Raw genomic sequence first — 19,555 nt, 5'->3', positions numbered from 1 at the left:
TTCTTGGGTAATTGGCCTGAGAGTGCTTTATATGTTAAGATATAACTAAAAATAAACTTTAGGAGAGAATACAATGGATAAACTGAAATTAGCGCTAATTGGTTGCGGAAAGCTCAATGAAATCGTAGCCAAGGCATTGAAAGATGGCTACTTGCCAGAATATGAACTCGTTGCTGTAATGGGAAAAGATTATGATCGTGCCAAAGCATTTGCAGAACATCATGGCTGTATGCCTTGTGCGGACATTAACGAACTTATGGCGTTTAAACCAGATTTTGTAGCAGAAGCTGCATCTGTAAAATCAATACAAGATTATAGTGAAACCGTATTAAATGGTAGGTCCAATCTTGTTGTGCTATCAATTGGCGCATTTGCAGATCAAGAATTCTATGAACGCGTTAAAAATACAGCGGCACGTAACAACCGTCGGGTATATATTGCAAGCGGTGCGGTAGGCGGGTTTGATATTTTACGAACGGCTGCGCTTATGAGCCCTATAACAGCATCCATTAGCGCACAGAAAGCACCGGGATCCTTGTATCATTCACCACTATATAAAGATGGATTATTAGAGATCACAAAACGTGAGCAGGTATTTACAGGCACAACCAAAGAAGCTATTGCTATTCTTCCAACCAAGGTTAATGTAGCGGTGGCCATTGCTCTAGCCAGCGCAGGTCCTGAAAATACAATTATGAACATTGATGCAGTACCAGGGTTTGAAGGTGATGAATACAAAATTGAGATTCAAGGTGAAGAGATAAGAACTGAGCTGAATATATATTCGCGAACGAGCAAAGTAGCCGCTTGGAGTGTGGTAGCTGTTCTACAGAATGCCGTATCACCAATTGTTTTTTAGGAGGTAAATCAATATGTTCAAAAAATTAGTTGCAATTGAACCCATTAGTTTGATGCCATCAGCACAGCAAAAACTACATGATTATGCCAAAGAAGTCATCATGTTTGATAATATGCCTAAGAACAACCTAGAAATCATTCAACGAATTGGCGATGCGGATGCCGTACTTCTTAGCTATACGACTTATATAGATAAGGAAGTGTTGGATGCTTGTCCTAATATCCGATATATTGGCATGTGTTGTAGTTTATATTCCGCCCAAAGTGCCAATGTGGACATTCCTACTGCCAATGCTAAAAATATTACGGTATATGGCATAAGGGATTATGGCGATCAGGGCGTTGTTGAATATGTAATTAGCGAACTTGTTAGATACCTACATGGTTTTGGTGATAAGCAATGGAAAGAGCTTCCTATGGAGATTACGGATTTAAAAGTCGGTATAGTTGGCCTTGGTACTTCTGGACAGATGACGGCTGTAGCACTTCAGGCACTGGGCGCAGATTTATATTATTATAGCCGTACACGTAAACCGGAAGAAGAAGCAAGAAATATTAAATATCTTCCATTGAAAGAATTATTAGGCACGGTTGATGTTGTTTGTTCCTGTTTGAATAAAAACGTCATTTTATTTCATGAAGAACAATTTGAATCACTTGGAAATAACAAAATAATGTTCAATACCTCTATAGGTCCATCCCATGACGTTCCTGCTCTTGAAAAATGGCTTGAAAAGGGTGGTAATGAATTTTTCTGTGATACATTAGGCGCACTAGGAGACAATACTGGCAAGTTGCTTTCCCATGCTCATGTCAATTGTATGGGCGTGTCCTCGGGAAGAACAAAGCAAGCCTTTGATCGTTTGAGTGAAAAGGTACTTGATAATATTAAGTTGTTTTTAAAGAATCACGATAAAACTAAATAAAGTGAAGATTGAAAGATTTAGAACAGGCAAAAGAGAGCGTTTTTTTGCCTTATTAATATTGTAATATTTTAGCTGTTGGTAGATAGGAGGCGTGAATGGGTAAAAAAGAAGCAGTTCAACTTACAATTAAAAAAGTACTAGAACCCTCCTGTCTAAATTCAGCTCAAATAAAGAAGCTTGTGACCTATCAGATTGATGCCCATGATCAAATCAATCTGAAAGCTGATTTACATGGATTGACTCTTGAAGAAGTAAAAACAGTCATTCAATTACTTGTTGATTCTAAAAAGCTTAAAGTGAGGGTTTTAGAGTTGGTCCATGGTTACAATAGAGGCAGTGTTCTTAAAGATTATATTGAAACAGACTTCTGTCATATTAGATTGGAGAACAAGATCAAAGGATTGAGCAACGAAGGCATTACTAAGTTGTACTTAAAGCCTTGGCATGATGTAGCTGATTTAGAGACAAAACATAAGACAAAGGCTAAAAAGTCTATTCTTGATTCAAATCAGATTCAGGAGCAGACCGAAGACGATATCAGTAATCTAAGGCTATTTGAATTAACGATGATTAAAGAAACAATCAAAAGAGCTAAGGTTCATCGTTCAATGACAGTTGAAGCGTTAGAACCTTTTTTATACCATGAAAATTTGGACATTTTAATGCCACTGCTTGGTATCGGTCTAAATAAAGAGGACCTACTATTTCGTATTCAAAATATATATATTTATGAAGGCGCGCTAATTGTTATGATTAAAACGAAAAAAATGCAATTAAATGATATTAAGGACCTCGTAACAAAATTATTAAAAATGAAAAGAGAGCAACCAATTGTCTTGAAACTAGAACATCAGAGTAAATGGCAAGTCATGATTCGTGATTACATTGCCATTAATCTTAAGGATGAAGATGAAATGTTGGAAAAGTTTGACGATTGCCAAACAATCATAAAGTTACACCCACACATGTGGAATGCGTTTTGAGACAGGTAAGAAAGTAAATGAAGAAATAGCTATTAGCACTGTAAATATTATGCTATTAATTTTTAGAATCAGCAAAAGCGTAAAAACAATCTCTTTAGAAATTTAAAGAGATTGTTTTTACGCTTTTGTTATGTTAAGATGTAAAAAAGACCAATTTCAAAAACTAAAGAGGGTGATTTTACGTATGGAGATTGAAAAATATAAAAGAATATTTGATGCCCAACAAGGTGTGATAAAACTAGCTGATTTTACAGCTGAAGGATACCATAATACAGTTTTGGATAGACTAATCAATGATGGTTATGTAAATAAGTTGAAGACAGGTTATTATGAATGGCTTTACGAAGAGCCTGTATCGGAGGGCGTGATCATAAAAAAATTATTTCCAGAAGGTATTGTGTGTATGGATTCGGCGCTTTTCATTTACGACTATACAGATAAGACACCGCTAACATGGCATATTGCAGTTAGTAGGAATAAATCGAAGAGCAAATACAAAATAGACTATTTACCGATGAAATTTTATTTTATTAAGGAAGAATTCATGAAAATAGGGAAGTCAGAAGTATTGTTTGAGAATCAACCATTGCCGGTATTTGATAGAGAAAGAACAATTTGTGATATCATGAGATTTGAAAGAAAAATGGACAAAGAAGTATTTAATAAAGCGATTAAATCTTATGTTAATGACTCAAAGAGAAACATTACAAATCTTATGGACTATGCAGAATTGATGAATATAAAGAAAAAAGTCAGTAGTATAATGGGGATGTGGATGTAATGAAGAATGAAAAGTCAATATTACAAAAACTTAAAAACAGAGCGAGAGTAAAAAGATTACCTTATCAATTGGTTCTCCAGTTGTTTTGCCAAGAAGAATTTCTGAGACGATTATCTGTATCTGAATTTAAAGAAAATTTAATTTTAAAAGGCGGATTATTTTTATTTTCATATAATGGTTTTGAAGGTAGACCAACAATGGACATTGATTTTTTGGCGAAGAATATTTCCGATTCACAAGTTGAAATGAAAGATGTTATTGAAAAAATCATGAAGCAAGATGGCGATAATCAATATATAGATTTTATGATTAACGCAGTAGAAAACATTACAGAACAAAAAGCTTATCATGGTGTAAGAATCAAGATGGTTGGAATAATTGGGAATACAAGAACTCCCTTCGATATTGACATCGGCATAGGTGATGTTATAGTACCATCTATAAATATGATTGAAATTCCAACCCAATTAGATGGGTATAGGAGACCTGTGTTAAGATCTTATTCTCTTGAATCGACAATTGCAGAGAAGTTAGAAGCTATGTTTTCAAGGATGGAAACAACAAGTAGAATGAAAGATTACTATGATATTTATTACCTTGCTATTCATTATGAATTTGAAGGTGCAGTGTTAAAGGCGGCAATAAATGAAACGTTTATTAATAGAAAAGCAAATTGTGATAGTAAGTCGCTTACTCGCATAAAAAGTATGCATGAAAATGAAGATATGTCTAGGAGATGGCGTGTCTTTGTCAGAAAAAGCCTGAATGCCGATATTGAGTTTGATGCAGTTATTTCTGTAGTTGTAGAATTTGTGTCAAAACCTATAGAATCAATAGAAGCAGAGGTTATATTTGATAAAAGTTGGAATCCAGATACAGGTTGGAAGTAGAAAAGATTATACTGTCACAGCACTTTACACCCACCATGTCGAGACAATGAGTAGTTTTAGTCATTTGCAAACTAAGGTCAGGAGTTTCAAGATATGGCAATAAAATTTAAAGATTACTATGATGGGGCTTGTGCTGAACTGATTGGTAGGCAGCCACACTTTATTTTTGTATATCATAATTTTCCTTCTTCCAATACTTATTAGAGGACTTGAATATGCCTTTTATGTAATCGGTGCCATACTTGTGACTCTTAGTATTCGAGTTGTCTTTGGCTATATTGGAACGCGGTTATCCAATGAAAAATGGTCCTTTAGAGTTAACGATGGTGGCTTTTACTTGGACGCATACTCCTGGCAATCAGTGTGATTCCATTTTATCCAATGGCAAGCTTCGGAGGTGAAAGGATTTTCAACTGGAATAAATGGGTCTATGGCATTGTTGTTCTTATTACAATATTAGAAAAACATGTGATTAAATTTTCCTATTCAAGTGCAAAAAAACAAACAACTTCTCGTGAAGTTGAACCGTTAAAACTGTGTTTTAAGGGTGGAGCTTGGTATCTATATGGCTATTGCCGCGCGCGAAAGGACATGAGATTTTTTAAACTTCGACGAATCAAAGAGTTAATAGTAGAAGATAAGATTTTTCAAAGGAAAAAACCAAAACAGATTTTTCTGGAGAAAGAAGTCTTTCAGGAAGACTTTATTTTACTCAAATTAAAACTATCTGAAAAAATGGAATATAGAGTATTCGATGAGTTTGAAGTCTATGAACAACAAGAGGATGGTAGTTATATCGTAGAGATCAAGTATCCTAAAGGAGAATGGATTTTTTACTATATCATGTCCTTTGGAAGTCATTGCCAAGTATTAGAACCAGAATTTGTCCGAAAAGAAATTCAAGCAGAATTAGAAAAAATATTAGAATATTATTTTTAATATGACACATAGTAGTCATATTAAGGCGTGTATAATGACCTTATAGTTTAAATAATAAAACGAAAATAGGAGGTCATGTTAATGAATTATGAAGTTGTGCAGTTAGACGAGAAAACCATTGTTGGAGTAAGTGCGGTAACAGGAAATACAGATCCTAAAGTGAGTGAAATCATCTCTGGATTATGGGAAGACCTTTTTCAAGGAGGAACATATGAAACAATAAAGAATAAAATCAACACACATGCCATTGGATTATATTCCGACTATACGAAAGATCAATACTGTGTTACGGCAGGCGTTGAGGTCTCAAAAGCGGATAATGAAAATTTAACCGTGAAAACAACCCCCGCAGGAAAATATGCCAAGTTTTCAATTCACGGTCATATGGTCGATGAAGTGGTTAAGGCGTGGAATGAAATTTGGGCTATGAATTTAGAACGTAGTTTCACCGGTGATTTTGAAGAGTACTTAAATGATGATTGGGAACATGCAGATGTCAATATTTACATTGCACTAAAAGAATAAGGATGTAGTGTGGTGAATTTTTACCAATGAGATTTTGTCGGAAAAGAAATTCAAGAAGAATATACGAACGTTAATACATGAGATAACCTACACTAATAAATAAATGAGGAGGATGTAAATGAACTGGGAGCCGTGGACAGGTTGTTATAAAGCAAGTGATGGTTGCACAAATTGCTATTTGTATGGTCCACATGCCAAACGCTATGACCAAAACACCATACAAAAAACAGATAAATTCGATTGGCCTATAAGGACAAATGCAAAAGGTGAATACAAGATCAAAGGAAATAAGATTCTTGCGACCTGCTTTGCAACGGACTTTTTTCTTCCAGAAGCGGATGAGTGGCGCAAAGAAGCGTGGGCTATCATAAAGGAAAGAACCGACATTGATTTTCTGATTTTAACTAAGCGGATTGATCGTTTCCTTGTATCCCTCCCATCAGATTGGGGAAATGGCTATGACAATGTAAATATTGGATGTAGTGTCGAAAATAAAGAAGTAGCCGACGATAGGCTTCCCTTATTTTTATCCTATCCGATTAAGCGACGTTTTATCGCCTGCGCACCACTTTTAGAAGCGATCGATTTAACATCCTATCTTCATGGCGTAGACCATGTTACAGTCGGAGGCGAAACAGGACGAGAAGCTCGTGAATGTGATTATGAGTGGGTGCTTAACATCCGAGAACAGTGCATAAAAGCAAATGTAACATTTTGGTTTAAAAATACAGGCTCGCTTTTCAAACGTGACAATGTCGTAGAAAAAATAAATCCATTTAAGCAAACTGGTGTGGCTAAAGAGCTTGGTATCAATATATTAGATGGAAAAAGGTTGTTTTAATTATCTGATGATCATATACATTATTGAAATTATTTTTAATGATATTAGATTAGAAATATGGTTGATACAAGGAGAGTACAATGAAAAAGCATGTTATAAACATTGTTCTATTGATGATAGTAGTATTATTCACCAGTTGTAGAACAGATGATGGCAATATAAATGTACTAAGTGTTGAAAAAGATAGGCTAAACAACCAACAAGAATCCTCTGAGAGTGAGGAATTCCTATACATAAACACTGAGGGCACAAATATAGCAGACCGTATCAATTGTCCGGAGGGTTTTGTAAGGATTGATGTCAGTAACGATTCATTTGGATACTTCCTTAGAAATCTTGAATTGAAACCAGATGGTTCGGATGTAATGTTGTATGACGGAAGTGAAAAAGCCAATCAAAATGTGCATGTTGCAGTACTTACAATAGATGTAGGTGATAGAGACCTGCAGCAATGTGCTGATGCGACAATGCGCTTATGGGCAGAATACCTAAGAAGTGAAGGGCGTGACGAGGAAATCCATTTTAACTTCACCAATGGCTTTCGGGTTGATTATAGTAAATGGATGGAAGGATACAGAATTAAGCTGGATGGCAATGATGTATCATGGATAAAAAGCAGGGAGCCATCAAACACTTATGAAACGTTTATGGACTATTTGAAAATCATCTTTATCTATGCAGGTACTTTATCACTCAGTGAGGAGTTGGAATCAGTAGCGTTAACGGATTTGCAAATAGGAGATGTGTTTGTCCAAGGTGGAAGCCCAGGCCATGCAGTTATTGTAGTGGATATGGCAATTAACATAGAAACGGATCAAAAAATATTTTTACTTGCACAAAGTTATATGCCCGCTCAGGATATTCATGTACTCATCAATCCAAATGATGATAATTTAGGGCCTTGGTATATACTAGATGAAAGAGATATATATTTAACGCCTGAGTGGAAGTTTGATAAGGATAGCTTAAAAAGATACAGATAAGTTTTTATTCTAGCAGTAAATCGCAAATATATTCTGACTTATAAGTTTGCAAACATTTGTATTAGTATCTACTAAAGAGAAATATGTTATGACCCCACTTTCTTTTATTGCAGCAATATGCTATTGGATAACTGCTTTTCAGATGTAGTATAGATTTTGAGCATAATAGATGTATTACGAAATAAAGCAATAATGTAAATTTAGTGAGAGAGCAAAAGGATTATTAATAGTGGACATAAATGAATGTTTTAATAAAGTACGTTATAATTTTAACGAAAAGTCTTGATAAATATTTCATAATCTAGTATGATGGACATATAAATGAAGCCGAAAAATATAATTTAGCTTAAAACAAAGGCTCTGGTCATATCGAGATAAAATGACGACACCATTTTTTTTAAAACTATACGTTAATAATTTAACAATATAAATAAAATGCTTAGGCGACGGAGGTAATCTATGGTCATTCAAGTCTGTATTGGAAGCGCATGTCATTTAAAAGGTTCTTATGAGGTCATTCAAACTTTGAAAGGTTTAATTATTACGCATGGTCTTGAAAAAAAGGTAACATTGCAATCATCTTTTTGTTTAGGCATTTGTGGTAAGTCGGTCAGTATTAAGGTGGATGATCAAGTCTTATCATTGAAACCAGATGAAGTCGTCGACTTTTTTGAAAAAAATGTACTCGAGGTGATAAATGGATGAAGTTTATAGAATTTGACAAAACTTTGTGTGATAACTGTTTTAAATGCCTACGTGCATGTCCTACTAAAGCGATTAGCTTCAACAAAGAAGAAAGAAAGATTATGGATCATCTTTGCATAAAATGTGGTAGATGTTTAGCAAAATGCCCCCAAGATGCTTTGAAAATAAAAAACCCAATTGAACAAATCAAATCAGATCTTAGCAGCGGTGTATCCTATGCTGTAAGTCTAGCCCCTTCATTTATTGGTGCTTTTCAATTAACTTCGCCAGGACAAATGGTTACAGGACTAAAAAAACTTGGGTTTAGTCTTATTGAAGAAACAGCTGTAGGTGCTGAGATTGTTTCAATGAATTATGAAAGATTAATAGCTGAAAAGACTGGACAACAAATGGTGACCAGCTGTTGCCCTTCTGCAAACTATATGATTGAATACCTGTATCCAGAGTTGATTCCTTTTATATTACCGGTTGTTTCACCAATGATTGCTCATGGATTGTATATTAAACAAAGGCATGAATCCATAAAAGTGCTCTTTATTGGACCCTGTTTGGCTAAGATGGCAGAAGCAGAGGAAATCACGGGTGCCATTGACGCGGTCATCACTTTTGATGAACTCAGTCGCTGGTTTGAGGAAGAAGAAATCATATTAAAAGAATTAGCAACTAAAAAATTTGATCTTGCAGGTAGTCGAAGAGGTAGAGGATTTCCCCTTGGGACAGATTTCGTAAATGAACAGGGTAAGGCGCGTTCAGAACATCATTTTAAACAGATTAGTGGTATGCATCAATGTCGCAGTTTGTGTGAGGAATTGATTCAAAATCCAATTGAAGGTTATGTTTTTGAACTGAATATCTGTGAAGGTAGTTGTAACAATGGACCGGATTTTCCAAAAAACGCCCATCAAAGATACCATAGAGAAAAGTTAATGGAAGCATATCGATTAGATCTTGATACGGATTATGGACCTTCTATTAGACTTGATGGTAATGAAGTTGAAGTTAAGCGGATATTTAGCCATAGAAAAGATATTCGAAAGACGCCAAATCATAATGAGATTAAAGAAATACTAAGACAAATGGGTAAATATACAACACATGATGAACTTAATTGTGGTGCATGTGGGTATGTGGATTGTCAAGAAAAGGCTCAAGCAGTTTTCTACGGTTACTCAGATGTACATGAATGCTTGGCTTATTTAAGAGGCAAAGCTGAAAATATGCATTCTGTATTAATAGATAATAGTCCCAATGCTGTGTGCACAATTGATAATAAATTAACAATAATAGAGATTAATCCAACCTTCGACGCTATTTTTAATGATACTGATGTAAAAACCGTTGGCTTACCAATTGAAACGTTTATCGAAGAAAAGTTATTTGTTGAAGCGCTGAATAAACGGGTGAGCGTCAAAAGTAAGCGGATTTATGTACCTTCTGTGCAACGCCATTTTATAACGAATATTATCTACCACGGAGGGGATGATGTATTGCTATGCTTTTTTACAGACATTACCCCAATAGAAGCAAAGAAAAAGGCTTTGGAGCAGGTCAAGAAAGAGACATTATTAAAGACGCAAGAGGTTATTGACAAGCAAATGCGCGTTGCTCAGGAGATTGCTAGTCTCTTAGGTGAAACCACAGCTGAAACAAAAATGAGCCTTAATAGCTTGAAAAGCCTAGTGTTAAGGGACCAAGGAGGTTTATTGGATGACATCGAGGAATGACGTTTTTATAGATGTGGCTCATTATAGCTTAAATAAAAAAGGTGAAGAGTTATGTGGTGATAAAGTTGAGGTGTTCAAATCAGAGGATCGAACGCTAATTGTATTAGCAGATGGTCTCGGAAGTGGGGTCAAAGCCAATATATTGGCAACATTAACTTCTAAGATCGCCATTACAATGCTAAAAAAAGGAGCGGATATTGAAGATGTCATTGATACAATTATTCATACATTACCAGTCTGCAAAGTTAGGGAAATAGCCTACGCCACCTTTAGCATTATTGAAATTGATAAAAATTTAAGGTGTAAGATTTTTGAATCGGAGAACCCACCCTTCTTTTTTGTTAGGAATGGAAAAATCATGGAAACGGAGAAAACGATTAAAGCTTTTCATGATAAAAAAGTATGGATTAGTCACCTAGATCTCATTCAAGATGATTTTGTAGTCGTATGTAGTGATGGGGTCATACATGCAGGGGTAGGTAATATTCTGAATTTTGGATGGGAATGGGAGAATGTCGCTACTTTTTTAGAACGTGAAGGGAATCGAAATGCTAGTCAATTAAGCCAAAGACTTATTGGTGCCTGTAGTGATCTCTATTGTCAAGCCCCAGGAGATGATACAACCGTAGTGACAGTGAAGATTAGGAAACCACTTCAGGTCATGCTCTTTACAGGACCACCCATTAATCCCCTTGTAGATGAGCCTTTTATTGCAAAATTCATGAAAATGGAAGGCAAAAAAGTCGTGTGTGGTGGAACAGCAGCAAACATTGTCTCAAGAGTTCTGAACTATCCAATAAAAACTTCGCTGAACTATGTAGATAAGGATGTACCACCAACAGCTTTTATCAAAGACATTGATTTAGTGACAGAAGGGGTATTAACCCTACAACGTACCATTCAACTTATTGAAAGTTGGGGAAAAAAACCGGAAAGCGTCATTACTTCAAAAAGTGATGGTGCTACCAGATTGTTTAAACTAATGATTGAAGAAAGTACGCATATTGATATCTGGCTTGGAAAAGCCATGAATCAAGCACATCAAAACGCCGATTTTCCAATTGAGTTGAGTATGAAGGTTACAGTTGTAAAAGCTTTGGTAGAGGTGCTTAGGCAAGTAGGTAAAGAGGTTTGTTTGCATTACATATCGGAGGATGCTTATGAGAATATTTGAAAATCAAGTCCAACAAATTAAAAATGAAGTTTATCAAAAAGTTGCACAATATGCATTTGAAGGTATCCTGAATGAAAAAACCAAGGAAATTCCTTTTGAGATTAACCCTGGACCTAATCCAAGGTTTCGATGTTGTATTCATCATGAAAGAGCTGTAACATCTGAGCGATTAACAATGGCTTTTGGTGGCGACGAATCCAACGACAACCTTGTGGAAGTATTGCCATCCGCTTGTGACCAATGTCTTGAAAACCGATACGTGGTGACGGAAATATGTCGTGGGTGCTTAGCGCACAGGTGCAAGCAAAGCTGTCCAAAAGACGCTATAACCATCGTTAATAATAAAGCATTCATCGATCAGTCCAAGTGTGTTGAATGTGGTAGATGTCATGCAAGCTGCCCATATGATGCCGTTGCTGACGTTATGAGACCTTGTGTAAAGGCTTGCCCAACTGGAGCAATCCAAATGGATGAGCATAAGAAGGCTATAATCGATAATGCAAAGTGTATTCAGTGTGGCACGTGTGTTTATTATTGCCCTTTTGGAGCCATTCAAGATAAGTCTCAAATCGTGGAAGTCATTGAGTCCTTAAAACATAAAAAGAAGAAAGTATATGGCATTATCGCTCCAGCTATTGCAACCCAATATAATTATGTTGACTTGGGAAAAGTTATAACAGCTATGAAAATACTAGGGTTCACAGATGTGGTTGAAGTAGCTCTAGGCGCAGATGTTGTAGCTATTCACGAAGCTGAAGAATTGATCCATCGTCTATCAGCGGGTGACACATTTATGACCAGTTCCTGTTGTCCGGCTTTCGTTAATTATGTTCATGAAAAATTCCCTGACTTAGTGGGACATATTTCAACAACCATATCTCCAATGGTAGCCACAGCACGATTGGTAAAGTCCATAGATCCTGAAGCTGTGGTCGTTTTCATTGGTCCTTGTATAGCAAAAAAAGAAGAGGAACATCGACAGTTAGAAGACCAAAGTGTTGATTATGTGTTAGTATTTGAAGAGCTGACGGCAATGATTGAAACGATGAATCTAAATATAGAAGACCTTAAACCTTCTCCTTTGAACAATGCTTCTGCCTATGGACGAGGGTTTGCCACTTCAGGCGGTGTAACGGCTGCCGTTAATGAGATTCTCAAAAATAAAGAGTTGGATATGAACATTGAACCATTGGTTTGTGATGGGTTAGAAGCTTGCGATAAAGCCTTGAGATTAGGAAAAGCTGGGCGCTTGAAGTATACTTTTATTGAAGGGATGGCATGTAAGGGTGGTTGTATTAAAGGACCAGTTACCATGCATTATGGACCGCAAGATACAAAGGCTCTTACATCCTATTGCAACGAAGCCATTGAGACTGCATCTGTTAATGCGGTCCGCATTTTTGACTTGCAAAACATTCAAATGGAGCGCTAAATCCCCATCTATTTCAAATTAGAAAATCTCTATTTCTTTGACAAACGAAGAAATAGAGATTTTTCTCATCGTTGCTGATTTTGTCATACACTAAGTCAAAGTTTGCCAGTAATGTGTAAGTCTTCTGAGCGTTCCAATGTTAAGCTATATTTTTAACTTGACTTATTCCATTTATTGTATTAATATTAAAATTGGAATCAATGGAGGTGCTATATGAAAAATATTAACGATATTATGTTGAACCCAGTACGTATGAGAATTATTCAGACGATCGCTGTAAGAGAAACGCTGACTGCAACAGAAATATGTGAAAAAATTAGTGATATTCCTAGAACCACTCTTTACCGCCATATCAAAATTTTGTTAGATAATGATATTCTTTCGGTCATTTCCGAGCAAAAAATCAGAGGGAGTCTTGAAAGAACCCTCGCTATAAATACTGGAGAAATAGTGAAACATAACACGTTAGAAAATGCCGCTCAAAATGCGTTTGCTTTTTTAATGAAAAAATATGCGATACTCCAAAACTATTTTAACGATGAAAATGCTGATCCTGCAAAAGATAGAGTGTTTATGAACTCCACGATACTAATGACGACTGATGATGAGTTTGATGAGTTTTTATCGGAATTAAGTGGACTCCTTATGAAGTATAGTTTTGAGGCTTCAAAAGGAAGAAAAGCCAGAGATATTTCAATTATATCTACTGCTGAGGAGAAGTGAAAATCATGAAATCCAACGACAATACACGTATTAAGCCAAAACATAAGAGAGGTAAGAAAGTCATGATGGTATTAGGAATTATGCTCGCAGTGATTACTGTGGGTATGCTAATTGGCACTGTTTTGCACGCCACATATTTTGAAAACAAAAAGGAAGAAATAGAACCATATGGTCAGATGGTTGATGTTTATGATGGAAAAATGCATGTCTACAAAATGGGAAGTGGCAAAGAAACAATCATTTTACTTCCTGGCATCGGGATTGGCCTCCCGTCGGCAGATTTTGGTCCACTAATGCGTCGGCTAAGTGAAAAGCATACAGTGGTCTGCATTGAGTATTTCGGTGTCGGATTCAGTAGTCAAACACAGCGAGCAAGAACTTCTGAAAACTATGTGAATGAAATCCGTACAGCACTCCAAAGTGCTGGGGTAGAAGCGCCTTATATTTTAATGGCCCACTCTATATCGAGTATATTCAGCGAATATTATGCTTCTAAATATCCCGATGAAGTACAAGCCATCATATCTCTTGACGGAACCTCTAGCGCTTATATTGGCGCCGATATGCCTGATTTTGTTAAGTCAATACTGGGTGTAGCTAAGTTTCAGCAAGCCATAGGTTTTACTTCTGTTGTGGCGCCCATAGCCACCAATAAAGACAACCTGCTCTCTATTGGCTATACAGAAAAAGAAATAAGTGACCTAGTTTACTACGCCGGATTTTCTATGAACGATAACGCTTTGGATCAGATTAAAAATACTACCGACTATATCAAAGATGTTAACAAGTTGACGTATCCGGAGAATGTGCCGTACTTCAAGATCATTTCTAGGAAAACATATGAAACCAAGAACAGCCAAATAAAGATAACACCGCAAGAATACCAAACGCAGCACCTTGCTCGCATTGGTGAGCAGGCAAAATATGTTATCCTGGATGGAACGCATTTTATATACCTCCACAATGTTGATCATATTTCAGAAATCACAGATGCGTTTTTATCAGAACTGAATCTTTGATGATGATGCATTAACCGGAGGGACGGTTCTTGTGGTTAGAACCGTCCCTCTGACCTACTATTACAATGAAGCCATTGAAACAGCATCGGTTTATGTGGTTCTGATGATGCGTAGTGGAGTTTGACCCGGAAAAAGGGAAAACATAGATAACATAGGTGCATTAATAATAATGGCATAATAGTCATATAAAAAGTTTAGAGATAGCGGCATGAGTACGACTCAATGTATTGATATAAACCCAATATGGAGTAAATTGAATGTATAATGTCGTAAAATGTACTTACTATTGCGCGTTTGTTAATGTAAAATGAGTTCATAGTTAAGAAACCAATATACCAACTTAGATAAATCACAATCGAGAATTATGGAGGTATAAAATGAGTAAAAAAGTAGCATTAGTTACAGGTGCAAGCAGTGGTATTGGATTCAAAACAGCCGTGGATTTGAAAAACGCTGGGTTTATCGTATATGGCGCAGCCAGAAGAATGGATAAGCTTAAAAATCTTGAAGGAAAAGATATCAAGATTATACAGTTGGATGTAACAGATGAAGATTCAATGGCTAAATGTGTAGAGACAATTATAAAGGATGAAGGACGTTTGGATGTTCTTGTAAATAACGCTGGGTATGGTTCTTTTGGAGCCATTGAAGATGTGCCAATAGAAGAAGCCAGACGACAGATTGAAGTTAATGTATTTGGTCTGGCAAGAATGTGTCAGTTGGTTCTGCCTCATATGAGGAAAAATAGTTTTGGTAGAATCATTAACATTTCATCTATGGGTGGGAAAATGTATACATCATTTGGTGGTTGGTATCATGCAACCAAATTTGCTGTAGAGGCACTGAGCGATTGCATGCGACTAGAAACAGAGCAGTTTGGTGTGGATGTTGTACTGGTTGAACCCGGTGGCATCAAGACAGATTGGGGTATAATTGCAGCAGAAAATCTTCGGAAAACTTCAAAAGGCAGTGCTTATGGCAAAAGTGTAAAAGAGACTGCAAAGAAAATGCGTAAAAACTACAATGGCAATCTACTTTCTGATCCTAAGATTATATCAAAAGTAATTGTGAAAGCAGCCACAGCAAAAAAACCTAAAACAAGATATCTTGTGGGTTTTGGTGCCAAGCCAGCTGTCTTTCTTAGAAGAATCCTATCGGATAGAATGTTCGATAAACTTGTTAAAGCAACAATGTAAGTATAAAGAGGATGAGACTGGAAACGTGACCACCAGTCCCATGATTAATGAAACCAAGAGGAAGGAACCAAGAGAACCGTCCCTCTGGTTGCCGTCAACGGATTCCAAACTCGTTATCGCTCAGACAGAGGAATCCTTGCCTTGAATTCTTTATTTTATTCACAGTGATTTTCTAAGTTTATGAAAAACTCATATTTACACACCGGCGATCTAAAGGTGGATCAGTTTTTATTGCTAGACGGCAACGTTTTCATTAGGGCAAAGAAATGTTTAGGCTCACCGGTACTAAAATATTCAAACCAAGATTCTAGGGTGTCTGATTGATAAACCCCTAAATGCTCAATTATTTGTTTGGCCCACAACAAGGCACCGGTGGAACTTGCAGTAATTAGGTTGTTATCTCTTACAGATGGCTTGTCTATATAAAAACTTTGCCCTTTATAGCTAGGAGAAATCATTTCAAGATATCCCGGTCCATTACTGGTATGAGGACGATTATCCAATAGGCCAAAGTTGGCAAGTGCAGCAGTAGCTCCACAGATGGCACACACCATAGCACCTACAGAGAGAAATTCCCTTGCTTTTTCGATGATAGCACCATGCTTTGGGTCGTTCCATGTATTTGCGCCCGGTAATAACAAAATACTCGTTTCACTCACAACAATATCATCAATTATACAATTGGGTATTACTGTCATCCCACCCATAGTATTGATTGGCCTTTGAGAATAACTAACCGTTTTGAGCGATACACCTGGGTGGTCTTTTTTGAAAAAACGACCAGAATTCAACTCTGAAGTAACATAGCCCAGTTCCCAGTCGGCTAAAGTATCTAGAACATAAACATAGATTGTATACATAAATTTCCTCCATTTTCATTGGGTTTTAATTCGCTGCCTCTATAATACGTTTCTATTATATCTTGCAATTGTTGACAGCAGTATGGCAACAATATATAATGATATCAATAAATTTCAGAAGGCGGCTATTAGATGAAAATTGACAGGCTTGTTAGTATTATTATGATACTCCTTGATAAAAAGCGTATAGGTGCACAGGAGTTAGCAGATATGTTTGAAGTTTCACCTCGCACAATCTATAGAGACATAGACTCGATTAATATGGCGGGTATTCCTATTCGTGCGACATCGGGAGTGGGAGGTGGCTTTGAAATCATGCAGAAATACAAGGTTGATCACAAAGTTTTTTCGACAGCCGACCTTTCTGCTATTTTGATGGGGCTTTCCAGTGTTTCCAACATGATACGAGGTGATGAACTGGTAAACGCCCTTGCGAAAGTCAAGAGCTTTATCCCCGTCGACAAAGCGAAAGACATTGAATTGAAAACGAATCAAATATATATAGATTTAAGTCCGTGGCTTGGAAACAGGGACATACAAGCATATTTAGAAATCATCAAAACCGCTTTACAGGAAAGCAAGCTACTTTCCTTTGACTATGCAGACCGCTACGGAAATAAAACCCAAAGAGTAGCCGAGCCCTATCAGCTTGTATTGAAAGGTAGCCATTGGTATTGGCAAGGATATTGCCGTAAAAGAAATGATTTTCGTTTATTTAAACTATCCCGCACATCAAACCTACAAATACAAATAGAAGGTTTTACACCACGAGATTATCAAAAACCGCAGTTGGATTTTACGGATATCTTGGCAACGATTCAAACAAAAATCAAAATTCGTATTCATAAATCTGTCATGGACAGGGTACTTGATTATTGCACTTATGAACATTTTTCGCCAGACGGTGATGAGCATTACATTGTTAATTTTCCGTTTATAGAGAATGAATACTATTACAATATTCTTTTAAGTTTTGGAGACAAATGTGAGTGTTTAGAGCCCTTACATATCCGTACAGAAATCAAACACAGAATACATGATATAGCTCTTATATACGAACGTTAATACATGAGATAACCTACACTAATAAATAAATGAGGAGGATGTATATGAACTGGGAGCCGTGGACAGGTTGTTACAAAGCAAGTGATGGTTGCACAAATTGCTATTTGTATGGTCCACATGCCAAACGCTATGACCAAAACACCATACAAAAAACAGATAAATTCGATTGGCCTATAAGGACAAATGCAAAAGGTGAATACAAGATCAAAGGAAATAAGATTCTTGCGACCTGCTTTGCAACGGACTTTTTTCTTCCAGAAGCGGATGAGTGGCGCAAAGAAGCGTGGGCTATCATAAAGGAAAGAACCGACATTGATTTTCTGATTTTAACCAAGCGGATTGATCGTTTCCTTGTATCCCTCCCATCAGATTGGGGAAATGGCTATGACAATGTAAATATTGGATGTAGTGTCGAAAATAAAGAAGTAGCCGACTATAGGCTTCCCTTATTTTTATCCTATCCGATTAAGCGACGTTTTATCGCCTGCGCACCACTTTTAGAAGCGATCGATTTAACATCCTATCTTCATGGCGTAGACCATGTTACAGTCGGAGGCGAAACAGGACGAGAAGCTCGTGAATGTGATTATGAGTGGGTGCTTAACATCCGAGAACAGTGCATAAAAGCAAATGTAACATTTTGGTTTAAAAATACAGGTTCGCTTTTCAAACGTGACAATGTCGTAGAAAAAATAAATCCATTTAAGCAAACTGGTGTGGCTAAAGAGCTTGGTATCAATATATTAGATGGAAAAAGGTTGTTTTGATGGGCTAAGCTAGAATGCTTTAATTAATTTACACTTATTCTGCCCTTGTCTGAACTGAACCCACTCAAGGAGACTGAACTGAACACCATATGGTAGACAGAAAAATGAGCCATTATATTATATAAAATCATTTGGAGGTTAACTATGGAAAAAAGATTTTGGTTAGGGTTCGGATTTCTGGCTGCATTGATTATAGCTGGGATTATGGGTTAATATTATGATGGTGATACTTCAGTGGTTTGAATTTCCAATATTAATTGGATTCGTCTTTGTTGTTTTGGCTATAATTGCCCTGTTACAGCGGCTAGATCCACTCTGGTGACTTGGGATTAAATCAAAACATGAACTAAAAACTGGAGGAAAAAATGAATATAAATATTAGAAATGAAGAAGTAAAAGATTACAGAAGAGTTGAAGAGGTTGCTAGAGAGGCATTTTGGAACTTGTATTTTCCTGGTTGTCATGAGCATTTTGTGATTCATAAAATGAGAAACCATAAAGATTTTATAAGAGATTTGGCCTTTGTAATAGAAGTCGATAATCAAATTGCCGGTGGTATATTCTATACACATTCAAAGATTGTATCTGAGGACAATAAAGAATATAAGACAATTAGTTTTGGACCTGTTTTTATTTCACCAAAATTCCATAGAAAGGGACTAGGAAGAGAGCTCATTACACATTCTATTCAAGTAGCTAAAGAAATGGGCTACCTTGCAATTCTAACACTAGGATATCCATATCACTATGAGCCATACGGTTTCCTAGGAGGTAAGAAATATAATATTTCTATGCCAGATAAAAAGTTTTATAAAGGCCTATTAGTGTTACCCCTCTATGAAGGAGCTTTAGATGACATTAAAGGCTATGCTGATTTTTCAGATGTATTTGAAGTCATGGAAGAAGAGGTAGAAGCGTTTGATCAATTATTTCCACCAAAGGAAAAGAAATATCAAGAAAGTCAAGATGAGTATGAGGCTGCAGCTTCTTTGCTTGAGGATTGATTATAATATAAAGTGATGGGTTAGAGGTAAGCGATCAATAAGTATAAAGAATCAGTTTATGAAGAAGTGGATTATGAGTCACCAGCCGTTATCATGAAAATAATTGATCGCATAGATGAAGAAATTGTAACTCTTAAACAAGAACAAAAGACATTGCTAA

20 protein-coding genes are annotated in these 19,555 nt (G+C 36.4%); 19 read left to right on the top strand and 1 reads right to left on the bottom strand.

Translation table 11 applies throughout. The features are described from left to right. Positions 1-73: 73 nt before the first annotated feature. The 16 genes from PATL70BA_RS05930 to PATL70BA_RS05855 all read left to right on the top strand — a co-directional run bounded on the left by PATL70BA_RS05930 (position 74) and on the right by PATL70BA_RS05855 (position 15,699). Positions 74-859, top strand: coding sequence for an aspartate dehydrogenase domain-containing protein (locus PATL70BA_RS05930; protein WP_125136516.1), 786 nt, complete (start codon positions 74-76; stop codon positions 857-859). Between the two features lie 13 nt (positions 860-872). Further along, positions 873-1,784, top strand: a complete 912-nt coding sequence (locus PATL70BA_RS05925; protein ID WP_125136515.1) for a D-isomer specific 2-hydroxyacid dehydrogenase family protein — start codon at positions 873-875, stop codon at positions 1,782-1,784. Positions 1,785-1,879: 95 nt separating this feature from the next. Then, on the top strand, positions 1,880-2,767 hold the full coding sequence (locus tag PATL70BA_RS05920; protein ID WP_125136514.1) for a Smr/MutS family protein: 888 nt from the start codon (positions 1,880-1,882) through the stop codon (positions 2,765-2,767). 184 nt (positions 2,768-2,951) lie between these two features. Further along, positions 2,952-3,548 carry a type IV toxin-antitoxin system AbiEi family antitoxin domain-containing protein gene (locus PATL70BA_RS05915; protein WP_125136513.1) on the top strand — a complete coding sequence of 199 codons (597 nt, stop codon included), beginning with the start codon at positions 2,952-2,954 and terminating at the stop codon, positions 3,546-3,548. Beyond that, positions 3,548-4,438 (top strand): nucleotidyl transferase AbiEii/AbiGii toxin family protein, encoded by an 891-nt coding sequence (locus PATL70BA_RS05910; RefSeq protein ID WP_125136512.1) that lies wholly within the window; start codon positions 3,548-3,550, stop codon positions 4,436-4,438. The genes PATL70BA_RS05915 and PATL70BA_RS05910 overlap by 1 nt, the downstream gene beginning before the upstream one ends. Before the next feature lie 363 nt (positions 4,439-4,801). Further along, positions 4,802-5,377 (top strand): helix-turn-helix transcriptional regulator, encoded by a 576-nt coding sequence (locus PATL70BA_RS05905; protein ID WP_243115974.1) that lies wholly within the window; start codon positions 4,802-4,804, stop codon positions 5,375-5,377. An 81-nt stretch (positions 5,378-5,458) separates the two neighbouring features. Continuing rightward, positions 5,459-5,902: a GyrI-like domain-containing protein gene (locus PATL70BA_RS05900; protein ID WP_125136511.1), complete on the top strand. Its 444-nt coding sequence runs from the start codon at positions 5,459-5,461 to the stop codon at positions 5,900-5,902. Between the two features lie 118 nt (positions 5,903-6,020). Continuing rightward, positions 6,021-6,743 carry a DUF5131 family protein gene (locus PATL70BA_RS05895; protein ID WP_125136510.1) on the top strand — a complete coding sequence of 241 codons (723 nt, stop codon included), beginning with the start codon at positions 6,021-6,023 and terminating at the stop codon, positions 6,741-6,743. A gap of 80 nt (positions 6,744-6,823) precedes the next feature. Beyond that, complete coding sequence (locus tag PATL70BA_RS05890) at positions 6,824-7,726, top strand: DUF4846 domain-containing protein (RefSeq protein WP_125136509.1); 903 nt, start codon at positions 6,824-6,826, stop codon at positions 7,724-7,726. A gap of 459 nt (positions 7,727-8,185) precedes the next feature. After that, positions 8,186-8,431 (top strand): NAD(P)H-dependent oxidoreductase subunit E, encoded by a 246-nt coding sequence (locus PATL70BA_RS05885; RefSeq protein ID WP_125136508.1) that lies wholly within the window; start codon positions 8,186-8,188, stop codon positions 8,429-8,431. Further along, complete coding sequence (locus PATL70BA_RS05880; protein ID WP_125136507.1) at positions 8,428-10,155, top strand: [Fe-Fe] hydrogenase large subunit C-terminal domain-containing protein; 1,728 nt, start codon at positions 8,428-8,430, stop codon at positions 10,153-10,155. The genes PATL70BA_RS05885 and PATL70BA_RS05880 overlap by 4 nt, the downstream gene beginning before the upstream one ends. After that, positions 10,139-11,329, top strand: a complete 1,191-nt coding sequence (locus PATL70BA_RS05875) for a SpoIIE family protein phosphatase (RefSeq protein ID WP_125136506.1) — start codon at positions 10,139-10,141, stop codon at positions 11,327-11,329. The genes PATL70BA_RS05880 and PATL70BA_RS05875 overlap by 17 nt, the downstream gene beginning before the upstream one ends. Then, positions 11,316-12,761 (top strand): 4Fe-4S dicluster domain-containing protein, encoded by a 1,446-nt coding sequence (locus PATL70BA_RS05870; RefSeq protein ID WP_125136505.1) that lies wholly within the window; start codon positions 11,316-11,318, stop codon positions 12,759-12,761. The genes PATL70BA_RS05875 and PATL70BA_RS05870 overlap by 14 nt, the downstream gene beginning before the upstream one ends. Positions 12,762-12,974: 213 nt before the next feature. Continuing rightward, entirely contained in the window at positions 12,975-13,484 is a 510-nt protein-coding gene (locus tag PATL70BA_RS05865; protein WP_125136504.1) for a helix-turn-helix domain-containing protein, read from the top strand. 5 nt (positions 13,485-13,489) lie between these two features. Beyond that, entirely contained in the window at positions 13,490-14,503 is a 1,014-nt protein-coding gene (locus PATL70BA_RS05860; protein WP_243115973.1) for an alpha/beta hydrolase, read from the top strand. A 377-nt stretch (positions 14,504-14,880) separates the two neighbouring features. Then, positions 14,881-15,699, top strand: a complete 819-nt coding sequence (locus tag PATL70BA_RS05855; RefSeq protein ID WP_125136503.1) for an oxidoreductase — start codon at positions 14,881-14,883, stop codon at positions 15,697-15,699. 221 nt (positions 15,700-15,920) lie between these two features. Here PATL70BA_RS05855 and PATL70BA_RS05845 read toward each other — a convergent pair whose 3' ends face one another. After that, complete coding sequence (locus PATL70BA_RS05845) at positions 15,921-16,559, bottom strand: type 1 glutamine amidotransferase family protein (protein WP_125136501.1); 639 nt, start codon at positions 16,557-16,559, stop codon at positions 15,921-15,923. 132 nt (positions 16,560-16,691) lie between these two features. Here PATL70BA_RS05845 and PATL70BA_RS05840 point away from each other — a divergent pair, with 132 nt between their 5' ends. The 3 genes from PATL70BA_RS05840 to PATL70BA_RS05830 all read left to right on the top strand — a co-directional run bounded on the left by PATL70BA_RS05840 (position 16,692) and on the right by PATL70BA_RS05830 (position 19,395). Further along, positions 16,692-17,624, top strand: coding sequence for a helix-turn-helix transcriptional regulator (locus PATL70BA_RS05840; RefSeq protein WP_125136500.1), 933 nt, complete (start codon positions 16,692-16,694; stop codon positions 17,622-17,624). A 44-nt stretch (positions 17,625-17,668) separates the two neighbouring features. Continuing rightward, complete coding sequence (locus PATL70BA_RS05835) at positions 17,669-18,391, top strand: DUF5131 family protein (protein ID WP_125136499.1); 723 nt, start codon at positions 17,669-17,671, stop codon at positions 18,389-18,391. 365 nt (positions 18,392-18,756) lie between these two features. After that, positions 18,757-19,395 carry a GNAT family N-acetyltransferase gene (locus PATL70BA_RS05830; RefSeq protein WP_125136498.1) on the top strand — a complete coding sequence of 213 codons (639 nt, stop codon included), beginning with the start codon at positions 18,757-18,759 and terminating at the stop codon, positions 19,393-19,395. Positions 19,396-19,555: the final 160 nt, after the last annotated feature.

It is taken from the genome of Petrocella atlantisensis (assembly GCF_900538275.1).
GTDB lineage: Bacteria > Bacillota > Clostridia > Lachnospirales > Vallitaleaceae > Petrocella > Petrocella atlantisensis.
Note: the sequence above shows the minus strand (reverse complement) of the source record. Positions and strands in the feature narration are given on the sequence as shown.

Coding starts and splice junctions, on each gene's coding strand:
- PATL70BA_RS05830 (WP_125136498.1), top strand. CDS start 18,757: ATGAATATAAATATTAGAAATGAAGAAGTAAAAGATTACAGAAGAGTT.
- PATL70BA_RS05915 (WP_125136513.1), top strand. CDS start 2,952: ATGGAGATTGAAAAATATAAAAGAATATTTGATGCCCAACAAGGTGTG.
- PATL70BA_RS05925 (WP_125136515.1), top strand. CDS start 873: ATGTTCAAAAAATTAGTTGCAATTGAACCCATTAGTTTGATGCCATCA.
- PATL70BA_RS05920 (WP_125136514.1), top strand. CDS start 1,880: ATGGGTAAAAAAGAAGCAGTTCAACTTACAATTAAAAAAGTACTAGAA.
- PATL70BA_RS05865 (WP_125136504.1), top strand. CDS start 12,975: ATGAAAAATATTAACGATATTATGTTGAACCCAGTACGTATGAGAATT.
- PATL70BA_RS05840 (WP_125136500.1), top strand. CDS start 16,692: ATGAAAATTGACAGGCTTGTTAGTATTATTATGATACTCCTTGATAAA.
- PATL70BA_RS05860 (WP_243115973.1), top strand. CDS start 13,490: ATGAAATCCAACGACAATACACGTATTAAGCCAAAACATAAGAGAGGT.
- PATL70BA_RS05900 (WP_125136511.1), top strand. CDS start 5,459: ATGAATTATGAAGTTGTGCAGTTAGACGAGAAAACCATTGTTGGAGTA.
- PATL70BA_RS05875 (WP_125136506.1), top strand. CDS start 10,139: ATGACATCGAGGAATGACGTTTTTATAGATGTGGCTCATTATAGCTTA.
- PATL70BA_RS05845 (WP_125136501.1), bottom strand. CDS start 16,559: ATGTATACAATCTATGTTTATGTTCTAGATACTTTAGCCGACTGGGAA.
- PATL70BA_RS05910 (WP_125136512.1), top strand. CDS start 3,548: ATGAAGAATGAAAAGTCAATATTACAAAAACTTAAAAACAGAGCGAGA.
- PATL70BA_RS05895 (WP_125136510.1), top strand. CDS start 6,021: ATGAACTGGGAGCCGTGGACAGGTTGTTATAAAGCAAGTGATGGTTGC.
- PATL70BA_RS05885 (WP_125136508.1), top strand. CDS start 8,186: ATGGTCATTCAAGTCTGTATTGGAAGCGCATGTCATTTAAAAGGTTCT.
- PATL70BA_RS05880 (WP_125136507.1), top strand. CDS start 8,428: ATGAAGTTTATAGAATTTGACAAAACTTTGTGTGATAACTGTTTTAAA.
- PATL70BA_RS05835 (WP_125136499.1), top strand. CDS start 17,669: ATGAACTGGGAGCCGTGGACAGGTTGTTACAAAGCAAGTGATGGTTGC.
- PATL70BA_RS05870 (WP_125136505.1), top strand. CDS start 11,316: ATGAGAATATTTGAAAATCAAGTCCAACAAATTAAAAATGAAGTTTAT.
- PATL70BA_RS05855 (WP_125136503.1), top strand. CDS start 14,881: ATGAGTAAAAAAGTAGCATTAGTTACAGGTGCAAGCAGTGGTATTGGA.
- PATL70BA_RS05890 (WP_125136509.1), top strand. CDS start 6,824: ATGAAAAAGCATGTTATAAACATTGTTCTATTGATGATAGTAGTATTA.
- PATL70BA_RS05930 (WP_125136516.1), top strand. CDS start 74: ATGGATAAACTGAAATTAGCGCTAATTGGTTGCGGAAAGCTCAATGAA.